Here is an 18,574-nt window from a genome sequence, read left to right on the forward strand (position 1 = left end):
TCACTCGCCGCCGCCCTTGGCGTACAGGGCTTCAATCACCTGGGCGTAGTTCTGGCTGACGACGTGGCGGCGCACCTTGAGGGTGGGCGTCAACTCGTTGCGCTCCAGGGTGAAGTCCTGGGGGAGGATGACGAACTTGCGGATGGACTCCGCGCGCGACACCGAGCGGTTGGCGGCCTCGATGGCGCCCTCCACCTCGGCGCGCAGCGTGGGGTCCTCCGCGAGCGCCTCCACCGTCTGGCCCTCCTTGCCGTTCTTCTTCGCCCACTGCTTGAACGCGCCGGCGTCGAGCGTGACGAGCGCGGCGACGAAGGGCTTGCCCTCGCCCACCACCATGGCCTGGCTGACGAGCGGATTCTCCCGGATGCGATCCTCCAGGGGGCCGGGCGCCACGTTCTTGCCCGCCGCGGTGACGAGGATCTCCTTCTTGCGGCCGGTGATGCGCAGGAAGCCCTGGGCATCCAGGCTCCCCAGATCTCCCGTCTGCAACCACCCGTCCGGGTTGACGGTGCGCCGCGTGGCCTCCTCGTTCTGGAAGTAGCCCCGGAACACCTGCGGGCCCTTGACGACGATCTCCCCATCCTCCGCGATGCGCACGGTGGTGCCGGGCACGGGCTGCCCCACGGTGCCGGGCCGGGCGGCCTGGGGCGCGTTGAGCGTGAGCACGGGGCTCGTCTCGGTCATGCCGTAGCCCTCGAGCACCTGCACGCCCACGCCCCGGTAGAAGTGGTTCAACCGCTCGGGCAGCGGTCCTCCTCCCGACACGATGAAGCGCAGCTGGCCGCCGAGAATCCCCCGCAGGGTGCGGTACACGAGCCGGTCGAACACGCCGTGCTGGAGCCGGGTGAGGAGCGAGGCCCCGCCGCCGACGCTCTCGCGCGAGTAGCGCACGGCCGCGTCCGTGGCGAGGTCGAACACGCGCGCCTTTCCGGACTGCTCGGCCTTCTGCCGCGCCGTCTGGAACACCTTCTCCAGCACGCGCGGCACCGTGCCGAACCACGTGGGCTTCACCAGCGACAGCTCCTCCACGAGCTTGCCGGGGCTGGTGGCGAAGGCCACCGGCAGGCCCTTCTCCACGGAGGCCAGGAACAAGATCTTCGCCAGCGCGTGCGCCAGGGGCAGGAACAAGAGCGTGCGATCCCGCTCGGTGATGACGTCCCGGGCATGCTCCATCACCTGCAGGACGTTGGCGCGCAGGTTGCCGTGCGTCAGCTCGCAGCCCCGGGGCCGCCCGGTGGTGCCCGAGGTGTAGATGAGGGTGGCCAGGTGCTCCGCGCGCAACCGCGACAGCCGCTCCTCCAACCGTGCCTCCTCCACGCCCTCGCCGCGCTGCCGCAGCTCCTCGAGCGCTCCCTTCTCGATCACGAAGGTGTGACGGCAGTCCGGCAGCCGCTCCGCGCACGCGCGCTGGTGGGCGTGTAGGGCGTCCGTCTCGAAGAAGGCCGCCACCGCTCCGCTGTCGTGGAGGATCCACTCCACCTGCTCCGCGGAGGACGTCTCGTAGATGGGCACCGTGGTGGCGCCGGTGGCGAGGATGGCGTAGTCGATCAGCGGCCACTCCACGCGCGTCTTCGACATCAACGCCACGCGCTGGCCCGGCTCCACGCCCAGGGCGATGAGCCCCCGCGCCAGCCCGCGCACCGTGCGCACCGCCTCCGCGGCGGTGATGGGCTCGAACCGATCACCCACCCGGCGCGAGAACAACACCCGGTCCGGACGCAGGCGGGCGTGCTCCAACAGTGGCTGGAGCAGATGCGCCTCGGGCGCGAGCGCGACCTGCCCCTTACCCACGATTTCCTTGATTTGCGCGTTATCGCTCATGAGCGGCGGAAAGTACTACGCTCCGCGTCAAACCGGGACCGATAACGAGGCCCCACGGGGGGCTGGAAGGCACGCGAGCCCCGTCCGGGATTCGCACGGGACACGGGGTGGATGAGCGCCAGTCATCGCGGCGCCAAGGACTTTGAGGTGGGGTGGGAGGGAGACTCGCGTTAGCTTCAGCGCGTGGACAGGGAACTCATCATCCTCGTCGTCGGCGCGGTGCTGTGCCTTGGCGTGCTCTATTGGATGCTGGCGGGCAACGAGGTCGGCCATCTGCGCACCCAGTACTTCCTCCGCGTGCGCCTGCCCCGAGACGAGGCGGAGAAGTCGCTCGCGCGGCATCTGGCGGGCCTCCAGGAGCGCCATCCCGGCAAGTCCGAGGCCTGGTATCTGCGTCAGGTGCTCGCGGATCTGCGGCGCGATCGCCGCTGAGCCTTCACGGCGGCCCCCAGGGGGAGCCGAGGGCTTTAGCGGGTGCCCGTCGCGCAGCGGGTCATCATCGTCTGCAGCTCCTGGCGGGTGCGCGCCAGCTCCTCGCGCCGCAGGTCCGCGCGCAGCGCGTTGGACAGCGAGCGGGCCAGGGTCTTCACCGCGCTCACCTCGTCGGAGGACCAGCGGCGCTCCTTCTGGCAGTCATCCAGGCGCAGCACGCCCCACCAGCGGCCATTCACGGTGCCCACGTTGATGGGGCACAGCAGCACCGACTGCACGCCCTGGGCCTCCAGGTTCACCAGCAGCGGCCCCTGGATGTTGCGCACCAGCTCCCAGACGGGCTGGCCGCGCGAGAGGATCTCCACCCAGCCGGCCATCTGATCGCGCAGCGGGAAGGTCTGCATCAGCGGGGTGATGGAGCCCGCGGCCCACGCGTGGCGCAGGGGCGACAGGCGCTTGCCCGGCATCGTCGCGGTGCTGTTCTCGTACACCAGCGCCCGCTCCACCCCGAGTGCACGGCCCACCATCTCGATGGCCGATTCCACCGCCGGGCCCGAGAAGCCCTGATCCACCAGCAACTTCGCTGCCTCGGTCACCTTGGCGAACGCTTCGATCGACATCGCTGTCCCCACTCCAGCTGAAGAACGCCGGGTCCTCGCCTCCAACCGTTTGGAGTGCCGCCCCTGGCGAACAACCACGCTCCCATTGAACAATCAAATCACCCGGTTTGTCAATGATACCGTGAAATTCAAGCTAGCCGCGAAAATGTTCACGCTCGGAGGAGGTACGGAGACGGGGGGTGCGGACCTCATGTCGTGCCTGCTCGCACACTTGCCCATCGGAAGAGCGGCGGGGTGGGCTTCCGGGCTGGGGAGACGTTCATAGCTTCACCCGGCCATGGAACTGGACACCTCATCATCTGTCGCGGCCTCCCCTTCAGAGCGCTGGGAAGCGCCCGACACGGGCAACGAACTGCACGAGATGCGGGGGCCGGTGGTGTTGCCCCCGGGGTTCGAGGCCTTCAACCATGCGCTCTATCAGTCAACGCGCCTGCGGCTGGAGCCGGGGCACGGCGTGGAGCTGGTGAAGAACGGCGTCATCTTCGATCAGATCTGCGAGACCATCCGCCAGGCGAAGGAGTCGGTGCACATCCTCGTCTTCATCTGGCGGCCGAGTGAGCCGTCGGATCGGATTGTCGAGGCGCTGTGCGAGCGGGCGCGGGCGGGGGTGGCGTGCCGGGTCATCGTGGATCCGGTGGGCAGCGAGGAAGTGAACGGCGAGCACGACTTCAATCCGCGGGTGGAGCAGCGCCTGCGCGAGGGGGGCGTGGAGGTGCACTACTTCCGGCCGCTGTCGGGCCGGTGGCTGGGCCGGCTCTTCGGGCGCACCCACCACAAGCTCGTCATCGTGGACGGGAAGGTGGGGTTCACGGGGGGCTTTGGCATCTGGAAGTCCTGGCAGGGAGATGGCCAGTGCCCCGAGGAGTGGCGCGACACCAACGTGCGCGTGGAGGGGCCCACGGTGCGCGAGATGCAGCTGGCGTTCGCGCGCTCGTGGCAGGAGTGCGGCGGGGCGCTCCTGCCGGAGAGCTGCTTTCCGAGAGTCCCGTGGGGCGGGGACGCGCACGCGGCGTTCGTGGAGAGCGCGGGCGTGTCTGGCATTTCCGACGCCGAGCGCATGCTGCGCATGGTCTTCGCCGCCGCGCGTGAGCGGCTGTGGATCTCCAATGCCTATTTCACGCCGCCCAATGCCATCCTCGATCAGCTCCTGGAGAAGCGGAAGCAGGGGGTGGACGTGCGCGTGCTCGCGGCGGGGCCGGTGCATGACTGGCGCATCGTCCGCGCCTCGCAGCGCGCCACCTACGAGAAGCTGCTCGAGGGAGGCATCCGCATCTGGGAGTACCAGCCCTCCATGCTGCACTCCAAGACGGTGCTCGCGGACGACTGGTTGAGCGTGGTGGGCTCGACGAACATGGATGCCCTGTCGCTGCACCGCATGCGCGAGGGCTCGCTCGTGGTGGCGGACCGGCGCCTGGCGTCCCACCTGGAAGAAGCCTGGGAGCAGGACATGAAGTGCGCGGAGGAGATCACCCTCCAGCGGCGGGGCCGCACCAACCCGTGGCGGCGCTTCGCGCGGCGGGTGACGCAACTGCTCGCCGCGGATCGCTGACGGCTCACCGGTGGGTGCTCACCCCCACCTGCTGGCACATGGACAGCACGGGGCAGGTGGAGCACCGGGGCCGGACCCCGGTGCACACGTGCTTGCCGAAGGGAACGAGCAGCCGGTTGAGCTCCACCCAGTGGGCCCGGGGCAGCTTCGCCTCCAGCGCGGCGAGGGTCTGCTCGGGCGTGCGCGTGTGCACGTAGCCCCAGCGGTTGGTGACCCGGTGCACGTGCACGTCCACGCTGATGTACGTCTGGCCCCCGGCGATGCCCAGGGCCAGGTGCGCGCACTTGGGTCCCACGCCCTTGAAGGACTGGAGGACCTCCACGTCCGCTGGCAGCGCTCCCACGAACTCCTCCACCGCGCGCACCGCGATGTCGTGGATCGTCCGGGCCTTGGGCTCCGGGAACGTCACCGGACGGATGAGGGCCTGGAGGCGTTCGGTTCCCAGCCGCCGCATCGCCTCGGGCGTGCGGGCCGTGGACAGCAGGCGCAGCGCGACGGGCAGGGACACCTCGTCACGCGTGCGGATGGACAGGATGCAGGCCACGAGCTGCTCGAAGAGGCTCGTGTGGCCGCGCTCGGCCAGCTCGAACATGGCGGCGGCCGCGTGGCCCTGGATGGCCTCGCGCACCCGCTCCAGCACGGACTCGAGGTCGAAGGGTTGCTTGTGCGTGCCCGGTGAGGAGCCAGGGCTCGGTTGTTCCATGCGCCACCTTCCCTTTCCCCAGGGAAGATGGTGACGCCAGACGTCGAGTGGAAGAGGTGACCCGGGCGGTCGTGCGGCTCACCCGCGCAGGTCGAGCGCATACCAGCGATCGCACCCGAAGTGGCCCGTGGCCCCCATGGGCTTGGACAGGGGTTGGAAGCCCAGGCGCTGGTAGAGCTTCTGGGCCTGGGTCATGCCCGAGAGGGTCTCCAGGTAGCACGTCTGGTAGCCTGCTTGCCGGGCGAAGGCCAGGCACTGGCGCAGCAACTGCTCGCCCACGCCGCGTCCCCGGAGCTGGGGGCGGAAGTACATCTTGCGCAGCTCACAGACGCCCGGCACGTCTCCGTCCAGGGGGGCGATTCCTCCGCCGCCCATCACCCGATCCGCCTCGTCCACCACCACCCAATAGGCCCGCCCCGGCACCGCGTAGGCCGCGCTCATGCCGTCGACTTCCGGGTCGTGGAGGGCGAAGCCCGGACCGTCGGCGCCGAACTCGGGCATGACCTCGCGGATGACCGAGGCCATCTGGGCGTCGTCGCGGGGCTCGATGGGACGTGTTCTCCACTGTGTGCTCATGGTGCCGTTACCGTTCCACGACCTTTGTTCAGAGGCCAGCGTTCCCGCGCCGCTGGAGTGTTCCCTGGCCGCCTGCTCGTGGAAGGGGGGCGCGGCGTGGCCCATCGCGTCAGCGCGGCGAGGTGGATTTCCCGGGCAGCGCGCCCCTATACAACCGGCGGGGAAGTCCAACGCGGAGACATCGCACATGGCCAACAAGGTCAAGGCAGTCCTTATCGGAGGGACCGGCTACGGGGGATCCGAGATCCTCCGTCGGCTCCTCTTCCACCCGCACGTGGAGGTGGTGCGCATCACCTCGGTGGACAACGTCGGCAAGAAGGTGGGCGACGTCCACTTCAACCTCGCCGGGCTCACCGAGCTCACCTTCCAGGAGATGCCCGCCGCCCAGGCCGTGGCTGGCGCGGACGTGGCCTTCCTGGCCATGCCCCACAAGACCACCGCGAAGGTGGTGCTCGACATCATCAACTCGGGCGTGCGCATCGTGGACCTGTCGGGCGACTTCCGCCTGCGCGACGCGGCCGCCTACGCGAAGTACTACGGCGTGGAGCACCCGGCGCCGCAGATGCTCTCCGACGGGGCCTTCACCTACGGCATGCCGGAGCTCAACCGCGAGGCCATCCGCAAGGCGCGCTACATCGCGAGCCCCGGGTGCTTCGCCACCACCATCGCGCTCGGGCTGATGCCGCTGGCGCGCGCGGGCCTGCTCTCCGGCCCCATCCACACGGTGGCGGCCACGGGCTCGTCGGGCAGCGGCGCCAACCCGCAAATCACCACCCACCATCCGCTGCGCGCGTCGAACCTGCGCACCTACAAGCCGCTGGAGCACCAGCACATCCCGGAGATCCTCCAGTCCCTGCGCATCGCGGGGGCCCACCCGGAGACGTCGCTGGAGTTCGTGCCGGTGTCGGCGCCGCTGCCGCGCGGCATCTTCGCCACGTCCTTCGCCGAGGTGCCGGCCTCCACCACCCAGGAGCAGCTCACCGCGGCGTGGAAGAGCGCCTACGGGAGCGAGCCCTTCATCCGCGTCATCAGCGGGGGCCGTCAGCCCGAGGTCATCGGCGTGTCGGGCAGCAACTACGTGGAGGTGGGCTTCACGCTGGGCCCGGTGACGGGCGCCACGCGCCGTGTGGTGTGCTTCTCCGCGCTGGACAACCTGGTGAAGGGCGGGGCGGGCCAGTCCATCCAGAGCTTCAACATCATGATGGGCTTCGACGAGCGCCTCACGCTCGCCGAGCCGGGGCTGTGGCCGTGAGCGGATTGAAGGACTTTCGTGGGCGGTGGTTCGTGGTGAAGATTGGCGGCGAGCTGGCGCAGGACCGGCCGAGGCTCGCCGCGAGCGTGGGGGCCGCGGTGCGGGCCTTCCTCGACGCGGGCATCCGCGTGGCCGTCATCCATGGAGGCGGGCCGCAGGCCACCGAGCTGCAGAAGAAGCTCGGGTTGCAGCCGAGGATGGTGGCCGGGCGGCGCTACACGGACGAGGCCACGCTCGAGGTGATGAAGATGTCGCTGGCGGGTCAGGTGTCGGTGGACGTGGCGAGTGCCTTCCGGCTCGCCGGGGTGCCGGCGCTGTGCACCACGGGCATGTCCGCCGGGCTCATCACCGCCGAGCGTCGGCCGCCCAAGGTCATGAGCGGCGCGGGTCCCGAGCCGGTGGATCTGGGGCTCGTGGGAGACGTGGTGGGAGTGGACGCGGACGCCTTCCGGCGCGTGTCCGACGCGGGCTTCGTTCCGGTGCTCGGCTCGCTCGGGGGAGATGCCCGGGGGCAGCCCTTCAACATCAACGCGGACACGGTGGCCACGCGCGTGGCCGCGAAGCTCGGAGCGGCCAAGCTCTTCCTCGTGTCCAACGTGCCCGGGGTGCTCGCCAACAAGGATGACCCGTCCACCCGGCTGCCCACGCTCACGCCGGCCCAGGCGCGCGAGAAGATCGCCTCCGGCGTCATCCAGGGCGGCATGATTCCCAAGGTGGAGGAGAGCCTGGAGATGCTCGAGGAGGGCATCGAGGCCATCCATATCGTGGGCATCTCGCCCGCGGAGGCGCTCCTGCACGAGGCCGAGCGGCCCGGGAGCCAGGGGACGGCCTTCCTGCGCGGTTGAGGGAAGGTGAGCGCCCGTGCTCCTCGTGGAGATACGAGGGGGCACGGGCGTGCGGTTCTGGGTTGGTCGCGGATGCTCCTAATGGGCACCGAGTTGCCGATCCCACTGATACATACTCCGCAGGACTTCCGCCGGGCGCACTCCCGAGATGCGCTCGAATGCCGCTTCGTCCAGTGCGATGAGGTGCTCGCGCCAGGCGGCGGGATTGGTTACGACTTCTATGAGTGGAATTTGCTCCCTCGGGGCACCATGCATCCATGGCCCATCCACAGGCGGAGGCGAGCAGTTCCTCCAGGGTCAAGAAGGTGTTCAGCCTCTGGTGGATGTATCTTCCATGTTGGAGTGAGTCCCAGAAGCCGAGTACGGCTTGGAGCCGTCGCGCTGTGCGTGCCGCGCTCTCCGGTGCGTTTCCAGAAAGGGCGAAGTGAAGAGCGCCCCAGGCTGTCTGGCGAAAAGCCGCTTCGTAGATGTCTCCGAGATGGCGGTCATTCGTCGTGTCGCACAGGCTCATGACCACTTCTGACGCCATGTACAGCCGCCAGGCTGGGTGCTCATCACGGATGTCGGCGACATTGTGCGTGAAGACCAGATCGTTGGGCGCGACCGCCCTCATTTCCATGGGCGGAGGGAAGGTACCGTCGGCCTGATATTGTTCCGCGCAACGGCGCCCCTCCGCCTTCGCCGCGTTTTCGATGGCGGCGAGTGGGCCATGAAGGAAGGCAGGGAGTTGGAGCGCGGTCATTCCCAAGTTCTCTTCCATATTCGAAGCCGGGCGATCATGGAGCCTGGAGGTCGCTTTTCAGCATGAGGAGGGAGCGTCCATGCGTCCGGGGAGGTGGGTGCGGTAGGCTGCTCGCCCAGCCCGCCCCACCGCATGATGCGGTGCCGCCCGGGCGCCCATCTTCGAGGACGTCCCACCATGTACTGTCCGTCCTGTCGGCAGGAGCGCCTGGGTGGCCAGCTCTGCGCGGCATGCGGCAAGCCGATGACCGCACGCTCCCGCGAAGCGCTGGAGCAAGAGCTTGCCCACATCCGTTTCCTCCTCGATGAGCTGCCCCACTGGGACACCTCCTCGGTGCCCAAGGGGACGCGCAACTACCTCACCCAGCGCTACGAGCGTCAGGTCCGCATCCTCGACCTCGTGCTCGCGGAGACTGCTCCGGTCGCCGTGCCCGCTCCCGTCGAAGGGGCCCCTGTCGAGACCGCTGCTCCGGTCGTGGTGCCCGCCTCTATCGAGGCTCCACAGCAGGTAGCACTCTCCGCCGAGGCCCTCGTTCCGCCCATCGCGCCACCTCCGCCTTCCTTGGGCGTCTCCGAGGAGACCCAGGAGAACCCGCTCCTCGCCGCGATGCAGGCCTCTCCAGCGGAGGCGTCGCCCGCGCCGAAGATGTCCTTCTCCAAGCCCGAGCCGGAGACGTTCTTCTCCAAGCCCGAGGAGGAGGAAGAGGAAGAAGAGGAGGTGGCTCCCCTTCCTCCCGTGGTCACCGAGCCCCTCTTCGACGCTCCCGTCCGCCGCTCCCCCACCGCGCGCCTGGTGGAGGAGGTCTCCACCTGGGACACCGTCTGGCGGCCCTTCCTCTACGAGAGCATCGGTTGGTTCATCGGCGCCTTCCTCATCGTCGCCGGCTCGCTCTACCTCGCCTTCGATAGCTGGGCCGGGCTCACCTCCGTCTCGCGCTCCCTCGTCGTCTTCGGCATGACCGCGGGCTACTCCGCCGCCTTCTCCATCTGTGGCGCGTTGCTCGCCCGCCGGGAGGCCCTGGCCAGCGCCGGCCGCATCCTCGGCCTCATCGGCGCCGCGGTCGGTCCCCTCGCCGGCCTCGCCCTGGGGCCGCTCGACAGCCTCAGCCTCGACGGCATTCCGCTCTACCTCCTGCTCCCCCTGCTCGTGGGCTGGTCCGTGGCGGCCGCCCTGCTCGTGCGCAAGCCCGCCGAGTCCTTCGATGTGCCCTCGCGTCCCCTCCTCCAGGGGGCGCTCGTCGGCACCACGTGGATGATGGGACTCGCGCCGCTCGCCGCGCGGCTGGGCACCTCCGCCGTCTGGTTCGATCTGCTGCCCTGCGTCCTCTTCGCCCTCCTCGCGCGCCAGCCCCTCCCCGCGCCTCGCACGAGCCGGGCCCTCGCCTTCACCCTGGCGGCGCCTTCCTACCTGTTGCTGCTCTACGCGGTGCGCCTGCACGTGGCGCTCGCCGCCGGCGGCACTCCCCCCTCCCTGGGCAGCTACGCGCCCTTGCTCGCCGTCCTCCTCGCCACCTGTCCGCGCTTCCGCCCGTTGCCGCCCGAGGAGGCCGCGGATTCGCTCTCCGTGGGCGTCGCCTCCCTCCAGGTGGGCTGCCTCGTGCTCGCGGCCACGGGCTCGGCTCCGGCCTTCTTCCTCACCGCGGCCATCTCCACCTGGACGGTGTTCGAGCTGTCCCGGGGCTCGCTGCTCCGCGTGCGCTGGCTCTACCCCACCTACGCGGGCGCCTACCTTGTTTACACCTCCGCGGACCAGGTGCTGCCTGGCGCCCTTCGCGCCCACTTCGACTGGCCCTGGTCCCTGCGCACCGTCACGGCCCTGCCCTTCATTCTCGCGGGCACCCTGCTCGCGGGCTGGCTGTCGTCCCGTGCCGCGCGGACCTCCTCGGAGCGGGACGCGGCGAGCGCCGAGGTGCTGCTGCGCTCCACCGCCATCGCCAGCCCCCTGCTGGTGCTCCTGGGCTGCATGTCCCTGGAGTTCCGTCTCGTCTTCTGGAGCACGCTGGCGCTGATGGTGCTGTGCGTGGCCGCGGGTGAACGCCTCGAGCGCCTGTACCTGTCCATCGTCGGCGCCGCGCTCAGCGTCTTCCTGTCGGGCTCCGCGTTTGGTCTCTGGGGTGCTTCCGGGGCCTCGATGGTGTGCGGAGCAGGAGCGCTCGTGTTCGCGGCCCTGCCGCTCGTCTGCGCGCCGCGCGCCCGGCACGTCTATAACGCCGCGGCGGGCTGGCTCGCGCTGTCGGGCTTCGTGGACGCGCTCCAGGCGGGAGCGCACGGGGGAGCAGTGGTGGGCCTGGCGCTCAGCGGCGCCGCGATGCTCCTGGTGGCGTGGACCCTCGCCAATCCCTACCTGTTCGCCGTCGCGGCCTTCGCCGCCGCGGCCGTGGTGCCCAAGCTCGCCAGTCTGGTGGGAAGCGAGTGGGTGCCCCTGGCGCTCTCCGTGTCGGCGTTGGGTCTCGCCTTCCTGGGCGAGCGCGGGGGCAGGGCGCGGCTGCTCGGCGCGTCGGGCGTCGCCCATGCCGTCCTGGCGTTCGGCTGGGGTCTGGCCCTGGGCGTGCCCTGGTTCGGCGTCATCATCCTCCTGTCGGCCGCCGCGGTGGGCGTGGCCTCGCGGGTGCTGACCTGGGTGCGTCCGCTCGCGGTGCTCCTCGCGGGCTTCGCGCTCCTGCCCCGGGTGGGCTCGTTCCAGGCGTGGCCCTGGATGACGCCGACCTTGTCGCTGTGCCTCTTCGTTCCCTGGTCACTGGGCGCCTCGGTGATCGCCGCGCGCCAGGGCCGGGGCGCGAGCACCGTGCCGAGCACCGTCCTCGCGGGCCTGCTGTCCATTGTCTTCCCGGTGCTCGCCGCCATGTCGCGGGGTGGCCCATGGACTGGTGTAGACGTGGTGCTCGTGGCGCTCTCGGCCCTGTTCACCGCGCGCTCGCTACACCCGTCCTTCGCCCTCGCCATGGCGTCGTTGTGGCCGCTGCTCTACGTGATGGCCTCCTTCCGTGCTCCCGTCGCGCTGGGCCTAGCGGTGCTGCTCAGCGCCCTGGGCCTCTTGGAGTCGCATCGCGCGGCCTTCCGGTACCTGGCGGGAGGGCGGCGCTTCGCGCTCATGGCCAGCCTGTGCGCCATGCCCTTCCTGGTCCTCGCGTGCGTGGCCTGTCATGGCGCGGTGGTCCCCTTCGTGCTCGCGGGCACGGCGCTGCTTCCGCTCGTCTGGACACGCGCCAATCGCGAGCCCCTCTTCGCGGCGCTCGCGCCGGCATTCGTTCTCCTGTTCGCCCTCGTCTCGCGCGAGCTCCTGGCCTGGGCGGCCGCGCTGCCGGTGGTCGCGCTCGGCGTGGTGCGCGCCGCGGAGCACCTGCCTGGCGCCCGCCAGCTCCTGCTCGGACGCATGGAGGAGGCGCCGGTACGGCGGCTCTCCCTCGGCATGCAGGTGGCGCTGACGGCGGTGGCGGTGGCGGTGCTGTTCGCGTGGGGGGCACCGCCCGCCGTGTTCGCCACCCTCGTGGCCTCGCTCGTGCTGCTGCCCGGACCGAGGCCCTCGGTGCGCGTGGGGTTGGGCGTGGGCCTGTTGCTGGGCTGTGTCCCGCTGCACCCGGTGGGAATCGTCCTGCTGCTCGCGCTGGGCCTGCTCACGCACCATGCGCCGGTGAAGCTGGGGGCCTTCCTGCGTGCTCCCCCGGACGAGGTGCTGCGGCCCCTGTCGGTGGTGGGGGCGCTCGTGCTCGCGGTGGGGACGCTGGTGCTCGGCGCGCCCACGCCGGGGGCCATTCTCGTGCTGGCGGGTGTCCTGGGCGTGGGGGCCTTCCTCCTGTCGCGGGGATGGATGCTCACCCTGTCCGTGCTCGCGCTCGCGTGCGCCTCGTTGGGCGGGACGCCCGAGCACCCCGTGGCGCGCTGGCATCCCGGGGCGGAGCTGGCCTTCACCGGGGTGGCGCTGGGCGCGGCGATCCTGTCGGCCCTGTGCCAGTTGGGAAGCGTGCAGCGCGCCCTGATGCGCGGGGCCGCGCGCCTATCCCCGGGGCTGGGCTCCACCTGGAGTGAGCCCCTGTGGACCGCGGGGGCCTTCGCCCTGACGGTGCCCCTGCTGCGACACCTGCTTGGGGAGGGCCCTGGCGGACTGTCTCCGGGCGGGGCGCTGCTCGCGGGCCTCACCGCGCTGGTGCTGATGGTGACGCGCGAGCGGGTGATGGCGAATATGGCCGTCGCGCTCCTGGCCGGAGTGCTCGTCGCGGCGGTGCCGCCGCCCTGGTCGCCCGCGGTGTTGAGTGGCACGGGGCTCGTGCTGTGCATGGTGGGCACGTGGCTGGACGAGCGCGAGCTGGACGTGGGGGCGGCGCTGCACCACGCGGGGTGGGTGCTGTCGCTCCTCGCGGTGTTTGGCCTGAGGGACTTGCGGCATCCGGGAACGGCGGCGTGCTTCGTGGCGGGCCTGGGCTCGGCGTGGGCGGTGGTGTACCGGCGCCGGGAGCGGGAGGTGGTGGGTTGGGTCGCCACGCTGGTGGCCGTGCACGCGCTGATGGCCCACGTGGGCGCGGTCCTGTCCACCGGACGCGGCCCGGTGCTCATCCTCCCGGTCTTCGGGGCGCTCAGCGCGCTGCTGGCCGCGGTGGCGCTCCAACTGGCGGGCGAGCGCGTGCGCCGCGGCGTGGGACATGGCTTCGCGATGGTGGCCCTGGTGGAAGTGCTCGGCTCGCTGGTGCTGGTGCCGGGCTCCATGGGCGCGCTGCGCGAGTCGCTCCTGGCCTGTGGTGGGCTGACGGTGCTCTTCTTCGCCCTGGTGCGCCGCGCGGTGCGCGAGGAGGACGAGGGCTCCGCGTTCCTGGCGCAGGGGGCCCTGTCGCTCGGCTACCTGTCGGTGCGGCTGCACGCGCTGGCCTCGGAGCTGGGGGGGACGGACAGTCTCGTGGCGCTGGGGGGTGGCGTCGTCTTCTCCGGCCTCTATGTCTTCGCTCAGCGCGAGGGGGCGGGGCTGCCCGCCTTCCGCCGGCCGGCGCTGTGGGGTGCCTTCCTCTTCCCCCTGGCGGGTCTGCTCACCGCGCCGTGGCACCAGCCCCTGTACGTGGCCGCCCTGCTGGTGGGCTACGCGGCCCACTTCGCCGCGCTGGCCGCGCACCCCTCGCAGCGCGGGATGGGCTCGCTCGTCTCGGCGGCGGCCTTCAACGCGGCGCTGCTGCTGATGTGGCTGGGCACGGGGGCGGGGGAGCCGCAGTACTACGCCATCCCCGTGGGGCTCTCCCTGCTGGTGTTGCTGCGGGTCTTCCGGGACGCGCTCGAGCCGGACACCCGGGCGAAGCTGCGAGCGTTCGCCATCACCTTCGTCTACGTGGCGGGGGCCTGGAAGCCGCTCATGTTCCAGGACAGCCGGGCCATGCTGCTGTGTGTCCTGCTGTGCGTGGTGGGGGTGGGGGTGGGGGTGGCGCTGCGCATCCGCTCCTATGTCTACCTGGGCAGCGCCTTCCTGGTGACGTGTGTGGTCGCCAACCTGGCACGTTCGGGCATGCGTGACCACCGGATGGGCGCCGCCTTCCTGTCCCTGCTCGGCGTGGGGGTGGTGGGATTCATGGTTCTCTTCACCGCCAAGCGCGCCGAACTGCTGGAGCGGTATGCTCGGGTGCGCGCGTTGATGGACACCTGGGAGGGGTGACGCGCGCCGGGCTCCGGTCTTCCCATGGCCGGGCCCGGCGAACCTGGAGGAAGTTCACATGCCGAAGACGCTCGTCTTTTATGTGCAGGATGGATTCGCGGATTGGGAGGCGGCCTACATCCTCCCCCTGCTGCGGGAGAGGGGGATAGGAGTCCGCGTGGTGTCCGAGAACGGGGCGTCCGTGACCAGCGCGGGAGGGTTGGGGGTCGTGGCCCAGACGCGCCTGCGCAATGTGTACCCGGCGGACATCGACGGGTTGATCCTCCCGGGAGGCGACTTCTGGATGGACGACTCGGCCAACCAGCCCGTCCTGGCGTTCGCCCAGGATCTTCTCGCGCAGGGCAAGATGGTCGCGGCGATCTGCGCGGCCACCGTGGCGCTCGGCCGGCAGGGGCTGCTCGACCAGCGCCGGCATACCAGCAACGACCTTGGCGTCTTGAAGCAGGAGGCTCCCGCCTACCGGGGCGAATCGCTGTACGTCCAGAGTCTGGCCGTGACGGATGGCAACCTCATCACCGCCTCCGGCATCGGCGCCCTCGAGTTCGCCCGGGAGATCGCCGACTACCTGAAGCTGGGCAGCGAGAGCTACCGCAAGCAGTGGTACGAGCTGTTCAAGCACGGGGTGGCGCCTCCCGCGGACTTCTGGACGCAGTCCTGAGCCTGGGGAATGTCCGGCGGCGGACCGGGTTGGGTTCGCCATGGAGAGCCTGGACTCGCGTGTGGAACAGTTGGAGCGCCGCGCCCACCGCTCACGCCTCGTGAGCTTCGCGGCGCTCGGGTTCGGAGTGCTCGGGCTGGGCGTGGCGGCCTGGCGCCCGGTGGAGCCCGCCGGGGGAGGGGAACTGGTGGCCTCGCGGCTGACCCTGCGCGATGCGCGGGGCCTCACCCGGATGACCCTCTCGGCCCAGGAGGGGGGCGAGGGGGGCCTGGTGCTGCATGACGCGGAGGGCCGGCCCCGGGCGCTGCTGGGCGTGGACAGTGGCGGCTCGCCCCGGCTGCGCTTCGCCACCGCGGAGGGCGTCATGCTCGCGGAGCTCACCGTGTACGCGAACGAGGCGCCGCGGCTGGCGCTCCGGCAACTGGGGGGGACCGACTTCTTCTCGGTGTCCCTGCTGCCCGATGGCTCTTCCCGCCTGGAGCTCGCGGATGGGAGTGGGCGTCCGCGGGCGATTCTCGGCGCCGACGCGCAGGGGGCGCCCGGGTTGTTCCTCGTGGACAACAAGGGCGGGTCTCGCGCGTCGCTGCGGGTGTCTCCCGGGGACGAGCCGAGCCTCGTGCTCGAGGGGCTCGCGGGGACGCTCTTCCGTGCTCCCGTCCCGGTGCAGTAGCGGGAGAGAAAATGCGTGCCGGCAAGAGGCGCGCGGGTAAGGTCGCCGCCCCCATGCGTCGCCTGCTGCTCGCCCCCCTGTGTCTTCTCGCCGCGTGTGCCGGTTCCGGGCCCGTGCGCCGGCCCGACTCCTCCCCGCCCCGGGTGGCGTTCGGGAGCGCCTTCGAGGTTCCGGTCCCCTTCGCCACGCTCGCGCCGGAAGCCCCGTCCGGACAGGAGGCCTCCCCGGCGTCCGGTGCCCCAGAGCCCGCCCGGCCCGTGACCTCCGACCCCGAGCGGGCCCAGGCGATCGCGGCCGCCATCGTCGAGCGCGCGGTGCAACTGGTGGGCATTCCCCGACTGGGCCGGGTGGCGCGGGGCGTTCCGGATGACTGCTCGGGCCTGGTGCGGCTCGCCTACCAGAAGGCGGGCATCGACCTCGTCAGCGAGGGCTTCCTGTCGGGCGAGAACGCCGTCACCGCCATCTACCGCCGCGCGCGGGCGCGGGGGGCGCTCCACGAGACGCTTCCCCAGCCCGGGGATCTGGTCTTCTTCCGCGAGACGTATGACCGCAACCGGGATGGCCGGCGCAACGATGGGCTGACCCATGTCGCGGTGGTGGAGCGCGTGGCGCCCGACGGCACGCTCACCTTCATCCACCGGGGCCGCAAGGGCATCGCCCGCTCGCACATGAACCTCGCCTTCCCGCGCACCCACCGGGGAGGGCAGGGCGGCTCCATCCTCAACGACATCCTGCGGCCCGCGTCCCGTGGCCAGCGGGCGTGGCTGTCAGGAGAGCTGTTCGCGGGCTTCGCCTCGCCCGCGGCGCTCTGAGCCCGCCGTCCGTGGCCCCTGGCGCCCCCACCGCGCCGGGTTCGGCAACTCCTCGAGTTGTTTGTTTCCAACAGAGACACGTCTGGATTTGTCCGGGCAATGGACAGTCAACTGGACTCGAGGGCTTTGTCTTCATGCGAGGACAAGTTGGTAGCAAACAAGCCGTGTGAGAGGGCAGGCCATGCGGCAATACGCCGCGTTTGCAGACGTGGGAGGTCCGTGTAGAAGCCGTACCCAGCCATGAACACATTCCCCGCGCGCCTCATTGCCATTGCCCTGCCACTCGCCAGCTCCCTGGGGTGTGGAGTTCAAGAACCCGAGAAGAGGGAGTTCCCGGTGGACATCTCCTTCGAGGCTCGGGTGGGCGCGCGGCCCTTCGCCTGCGGGGACACGTACACGGGACTGGGCACCACCGCGACCGCCTTCGAGCCCATGGACTTCCGCGTGTTCCTCCATGACGTCCGGCTCGTCTCGGAGGACGGCACGGAGGTTCCCATCGCGCTCACGGACGATGGGGTGTGGCAGAAGGACGGTGCGCTCCTGCTCGACTTCGCGGACAAGTCGGGCCAGTGCACCAACGGGACGGCGGCGACCCGCACGCACCTGGTGGGCACGGTTCCCGAGGGCAACTACCGCGGATTGCGCTTCAAGCTCGGCCTGCCCGAGTCGCTCAACCACCGCAACCCCACCCTCGCGCCCGCGCCCTTCAACGACACCACTCTGTTCTGGGGCTGGCGCTACGGCTATGTGTTCCTCCGCGTCGACGGGCGGACGACCGGTCTGCGCTCGGGCTACGTCATGCACCTGGGGAGCATGGACTGCCCCCCCGCGGAGCCGGGTCAGCCGTATGGCGGGTGTACCCTCCCCAGCCGCCCGGAAATCTCCCTGGAGGGCTTCGTGTTGGAGCAGAGCAGGGTCGTCCTGGATCTGGCGAACCTCCTCGCCGGCGCCAACCTGGACGCGAACGCGAACGTGCCCAATACCTCCATCGGGTGCATGTCCCAGAAGGAGGATCCGGATTGCGCGCCGGTGTTCACCCGGCTGGGGCTTCCGTTCCAGGACCCGTCCGAGGCCGTCGCGGCGCAGACCTTCATCCGTCTGGAGTAGGGGGGAAGCATGAGGCCGTTCATGACGAAGCGGTGGGTGTTCCTGTCGGCGTTGGCTTGTCTGGGGAGCGGGTGCGGTGACCGCCCGCCCCCCGCGCCCGAGCCCGAGAAGTATCAGTGGCGGTTGCCCGCGGGTTTCCCGACCCCCCTGGTTCCCGCGGACAATCCGATGACGGAGGCCAAGGTGCAACTGGGCCGGCGCCTCTTCTATGACAAGCGCCTGTCGCTCAATGGCACCCAGTCCTGTGCCTCCTGCCATGAACAGGCACGTGCCTTCACGGATGGACGCACGCACGGCCTGGGCAGTACCGGAGCGCTGCACCGCCGCAACGTCCAGGGCCTGGCCAACATCGCCTATGCCACGAGCTTCACCTGGGCCAACCCGAGCATCCCCTCCCTGGAGGTCCAGGTCCTCTCCCCCTTGCTTGGCAAGGAGCCCGTGGAGCTGGGCTTCGGAGACAAGGAAGAGGAGCTGCTCGCGCGCCTGCGCGCCGATGCGGACCTCTCGGCGCGCTTCGCCGAGGCCTTCCCGGAGGAGGCCGAGCCCGTGTCCATGGCCTCCCTCACGCGCGCCCTGGCGAGCTTCGAGCGGACGTTGTTGTCGGGCAATGCGCCGTATGATCAATACCTCGAGGGCAACACCAAGGCCCTGTCCCCGGCGGCCAAGCGCGGCATGGAGCTCTTCTTCTCCGAGCGCCTGGAGTGCAACCACTGCCACCAGGGCTTCAACTTCCAGGACGGCGCGACCCATGAAGGGGCCGGCGAGGCCGTCCTGCCCTTCCACAACACGGGCCTGTACAACGAGGACGGGATGGGCGCCTATCCCGCGACGGACCCGGGCCTCATCGAGTTGACGGGACGTCCCGAGGACATGGGGAGCTTCCGCTCGCCGTCCCTGCGCAACGTGGCGCTCACCGCGCCCTATATGCACGATGGGAGCATCGCCACGCTCTCCGAGGTGTTGGACCACTACGCCGCTGGCGGCCGGGCCCGGATGCTCGACTCCAGCCGCACGAGCCCACTGCGCAGCAGCTTCGTGCGAGGCTTCACCCTGACGCCCGAGGAGAAGGCGGATGTGGTCGCCTTCCTGGAGGCGCTGACGGACCCTGAATTCCTGACGGATCCGCGTTTCGCGGACCCGGCCCTCCATCCCTGAGCCG

Annotated in this window: 14 protein-coding genes; 10 read left to right on the forward strand and 4 right to left on the reverse strand. The window is 70.4% G+C overall.

The features are described from left to right. A complete protein-coding gene (locus D187_RS21525) occupies positions 1–1,821 on the reverse strand; it encodes an AMP-dependent synthetase/ligase (RefSeq protein ID WP_002622695.1) in 1,821 nt (606 codons plus the stop codon). A gap of 183 nt (positions 1,822–2,004) precedes the next feature. On the opposite strand from D187_RS21525, the gene D187_RS21530 reads away from it, so the two are divergent. Next, a complete protein-coding gene (locus D187_RS21530) occupies positions 2,005–2,253 on the forward strand; it encodes a hypothetical protein (RefSeq protein ID WP_002622696.1) in 249 nt (82 codons plus the stop codon). A 35-nt stretch (positions 2,254–2,288) separates the two neighbouring features. Here D187_RS21530 and D187_RS21535 read toward each other — a convergent pair whose 3' ends face one another. Continuing rightward, positions 2,289–2,873, reverse strand: a complete 585-nt coding sequence (locus tag D187_RS21535; RefSeq protein ID WP_002622697.1) for a GAF domain-containing protein — start codon at positions 2,871–2,873, stop codon at positions 2,289–2,291. A gap of 277 nt (positions 2,874–3,150) precedes the next feature. Between D187_RS21535 and D187_RS21540 the strand changes: the two genes are divergently transcribed. Then, complete coding sequence (locus tag D187_RS21540) at positions 3,151–4,422, forward strand: phospholipase D-like domain-containing protein (RefSeq protein WP_002622698.1); 1,272 nt, start codon at positions 3,151–3,153, stop codon at positions 4,420–4,422. A 4-nt stretch (positions 4,423–4,426) separates the two neighbouring features. Here the strand turns inward: D187_RS21540 and D187_RS21545 are convergent, their stop codons facing one another. Further along, positions 4,427–5,125: an endonuclease III domain-containing protein gene (locus D187_RS21545; protein WP_002622699.1), complete on the reverse strand. Its 699-nt coding sequence runs from the start codon at positions 5,123–5,125 to the stop codon at positions 4,427–4,429. A 78-nt stretch (positions 5,126–5,203) separates the two neighbouring features. Continuing rightward, positions 5,204–5,701, reverse strand: a complete 498-nt coding sequence (locus D187_RS21550; protein WP_020918185.1) for a GNAT family N-acetyltransferase — start codon at positions 5,699–5,701, stop codon at positions 5,204–5,206. A gap of 187 nt (positions 5,702–5,888) precedes the next feature. Here D187_RS21550 and argC point away from each other — a divergent pair, with 187 nt between their 5' ends. From argC to D187_RS21590, 8 genes are all read left to right on the forward strand, one after another. Next, positions 5,889–6,953 carry an N-acetyl-gamma-glutamyl-phosphate reductase gene (gene argC / locus D187_RS21555; RefSeq protein WP_002622701.1) on the forward strand — a complete coding sequence of 355 codons (1,065 nt, stop codon included), beginning with the start codon at positions 5,889–5,891 and terminating at the stop codon, positions 6,951–6,953. Then, a complete protein-coding gene (argB, locus tag D187_RS21560; protein WP_043431081.1) occupies positions 6,950–7,798 on the forward strand; it encodes an acetylglutamate kinase in 849 nt (282 codons plus the stop codon). The genes argC and argB overlap by 4 nt, the downstream gene beginning before the upstream one ends. A 919-nt stretch (positions 7,799–8,717) precedes the next feature. Further along, positions 8,718–14,168: a ribonuclease E domain-containing protein gene (locus D187_RS58815; protein ID WP_155893489.1), complete on the forward strand. Its 5,451-nt coding sequence runs from the start codon at positions 8,718–8,720 to the stop codon at positions 14,166–14,168. Positions 14,169–14,226: 58 nt separating this feature from the next. Beyond that, a complete protein-coding gene (locus tag D187_RS21570) occupies positions 14,227–14,826 on the forward strand; it encodes a DJ-1/PfpI family protein (RefSeq protein ID WP_002622706.1) in 600 nt (199 codons plus the stop codon). 40 nt (positions 14,827–14,866) lie between these two features. After that, positions 14,867–15,496, forward strand: a complete 630-nt coding sequence (locus D187_RS21575) for a hypothetical protein (protein WP_002622707.1) — start codon at positions 14,867–14,869, stop codon at positions 15,494–15,496. A 53-nt stretch (positions 15,497–15,549) separates the two neighbouring features. Further along, positions 15,550–16,308: a CHAP domain-containing protein gene (locus D187_RS21580; RefSeq protein WP_043431085.1), complete on the forward strand. Its 759-nt coding sequence runs from the start codon at positions 15,550–15,552 to the stop codon at positions 16,306–16,308. Between the two features lie 240 nt (positions 16,309–16,548). Further along, the gene (locus D187_RS21585) at positions 16,549–17,415 is read left to right on the forward strand and encodes an MbnP family copper-binding protein (protein ID WP_043430932.1); all 867 of its coding nucleotides are present in this window, start codon (positions 16,549–16,551) and stop codon (positions 17,413–17,415) included. A 21-nt stretch (positions 17,416–17,436) separates the two neighbouring features. Next, positions 17,437–18,570, forward strand: coding sequence for a methanobactin export MATE transporter MbnM (locus tag D187_RS21590; RefSeq protein ID WP_155893490.1), 1,134 nt, complete (start codon positions 17,437–17,439; stop codon positions 18,568–18,570). Positions 18,571–18,574 lie beyond the last annotated feature (4 nt).

The organism is Cystobacter fuscus DSM 2262 (genome assembly GCF_000335475.2).
In the GTDB taxonomy this organism is placed as follows: domain Bacteria; phylum Myxococcota; class Myxococcia; order Myxococcales; family Myxococcaceae; genus Cystobacter; species Cystobacter fuscus.

Bases quoted from the DNA above. Each gene is read 5' to 3' on its own strand.
- D187_RS21525 (WP_002622695.1), bottom strand. From the start codon at position 1,821: ATGAGCGATAACGCGCAAATCAAGGAAATCGTGGGTAAGGGGCAGGTC.
- D187_RS21535 (WP_002622697.1), bottom strand. From the start codon at position 2,873: ATGTCGATCGAAGCGTTCGCCAAGGTGACCGAGGCAGCGAAGTTGCTG.
- D187_RS21540 (WP_002622698.1), top strand. From the start codon at position 3,151: ATGGAACTGGACACCTCATCATCTGTCGCGGCCTCCCCTTCAGAGCGC.
- D187_RS21545 (WP_002622699.1), bottom strand. From the start codon at position 5,125: ATGGAACAACCGAGCCCTGGCTCCTCACCGGGCACGCACAAGCAACCC.
- D187_RS21550 (WP_020918185.1), bottom strand. From the start codon at position 5,701: ATGAGCACACAGTGGAGAACACGTCCCATCGAGCCCCGCGACGACGCC.
- argC (WP_002622701.1), top strand. From the start codon at position 5,889: ATGGCCAACAAGGTCAAGGCAGTCCTTATCGGAGGGACCGGCTACGGG.
- D187_RS58815 (WP_155893489.1), top strand. From the start codon at position 8,718: ATGTACTGTCCGTCCTGTCGGCAGGAGCGCCTGGGTGGCCAGCTCTGC.
- D187_RS21570 (WP_002622706.1), top strand. From the start codon at position 14,227: ATGCCGAAGACGCTCGTCTTTTATGTGCAGGATGGATTCGCGGATTGG.
- D187_RS21575 (WP_002622707.1), top strand. From the start codon at position 14,867: ATGGAGAGCCTGGACTCGCGTGTGGAACAGTTGGAGCGCCGCGCCCAC.
- D187_RS21580 (WP_043431085.1), top strand. From the start codon at position 15,550: ATGCGTCGCCTGCTGCTCGCCCCCCTGTGTCTTCTCGCCGCGTGTGCC.
- D187_RS21585 (WP_043430932.1), top strand. From the start codon at position 16,549: ATGAACACATTCCCCGCGCGCCTCATTGCCATTGCCCTGCCACTCGCC.
- D187_RS21590 (WP_155893490.1), top strand. From the start codon at position 17,437: ATGACGAAGCGGTGGGTGTTCCTGTCGGCGTTGGCTTGTCTGGGGAGC.